Origin of the sequence: Phocaeicola fibrisolvens, assembly GCF_025567125.1 — a bacterium.
Taxonomy (GTDB): Bacteria; Bacteroidota; Bacteroidia; order Bacteroidales; family Bacteroidaceae; genus Phocaeicola; species Phocaeicola fibrisolvens.
On record NZ_JAOQJI010000083.1, the window covers coordinates 6,328 to 7,293 of the forward strand.

At 44.9% G+C, this 966-nt stretch carries 1 rRNA gene; it reads left to right on the forward strand.

Annotated features, from left to right (window positions below):
• Positions 1-598: 598 nt before the first annotated feature.
• Positions 599-966 (forward strand): 16S ribosomal RNA (locus OCV81_RS17315); the annotation flags it as partial.

Below are 966 nucleotides of genomic sequence, written 5' to 3' on the forward strand. Positions count from 1 at the left end.
GCGCATGTGCGCGTATACACGCCCGCGCGAAATACATAATGTAGGGCTGTTTCCTTCCGTTTTTGAAAGCATCAAAAAACGCTTACCTGCAACCGTCTTGTTTACAGCTGTTTACAAAAAGTCTTCAAAATTTCCGCAAAAAAGTATTGCGTAAAAGTTGCAGAACCGGAAAAAGTGCGTACCTTTGCAACCGCTTTCGAGAGGGAGAGCCGCTGAAGATGACAGACTGGTGAAGAAAGGCAGACTTTCAAAGGCGCTGCACCCGAGTATCTTACCTTGCAAGACGGCAAGGGAGCGAGAAACGGATAAGCCCCGCGAGGTCCTCCTGAAAAATTTTTCAAAAAACTTCGAAAAAATTTGGAGGGAAAGAAAAAACGCCTTACCTTTGCAAACGCTTTCCCGCTGAAACGGGAGCTCAAGAAAAGATAGTTCTTTGAAAGACTTTAGATAAACAAACGAAGATGTAGTACAAGAAGTAGTCTTATATATAATGTATATGTGAGATGAAACAAGAACCGTCAATAACCTGAAAAGGATAGAGAAATCGGTTTCCTGATACAGAGATTAAAAGATACCCGCAAGGGTAAGAAAATATTTTACAATGAAGAGTTTGATCCTGGCTCAGGATGAACGCTAGCTACAGGCTTAACACATGCAAGTCGAGGGGCAGCATGAACTTAGCTTGCTAAGTTTGATGGCGACCGGCGCACGGGTGAGTAACGCGTATCCAACCTTCCGCTTACTCGGGAATAGCCTTTCGAAAGAAAGATTAATACCCGATGGTATCTTAAGCGCACATGCAAATAAGATTAAAGATTTATCGGTAAGCGATGGGGATGCGTTCCATTAGATAGTAGGCGGGGTAACGGCCCACCTAGTCAACGATGGATAGGGGTTCTGAGAGGAAGGTCCCCCACATTGGAACTGAGACACGGTCCAAACTCCTACGGGAGGCAGCAGTGAGGA